This window comes from Staphylococcus intermedius NCTC 11048 (assembly GCF_002902385.1).
GTDB lineage: Bacteria > Bacillota > Bacilli > Staphylococcales > Staphylococcaceae > Staphylococcus > Staphylococcus intermedius.
In genome coordinates this window covers 1-295 of sequence record NZ_PPQH01000161.1, presented here as the reverse complement: position 1 = coordinate 295, position 295 = coordinate 1, and the positions used below count along the sequence as shown (strand labels likewise).

At 39.0% G+C, this 295-nt stretch carries 1 tRNA gene; it reads right to left on the bottom strand.

From position 1 onward, the window contains the following. Nucleotides 1–103 precede the first annotated feature (103 nt). Nucleotides 104–180 (bottom strand) — tRNA-Ile (locus CD138_RS13885). Nucleotides 181–295: the final 115 nt, after the last annotated feature.

Genomic DNA, 295 nt, shown 5'->3' with positions numbered 1-295 from the left:
GACTAGCGATAATTTTTTGTTTCAAGCTTTTAAACGCTTGTCACTCGGTTTTGCTTGGTAAAATCTATACTTACTTATCTAGTTTTCAATGTACAATTTCAAATGGTGGGCCTAAGTGGACTCGAACCACCGACCTCACGCTTATCAGGCGTGCGCTCTAACCAGCTGAGCTATAGGCCCATTTGAATTTTGAATCCTCAATGAATGAGCATTCAAAACTGAATACAATATGTCACGTTAATCCGCTTATCACCTAATGGTGATATTCCGTATATTATCCTTAGAAAGGAGGTGA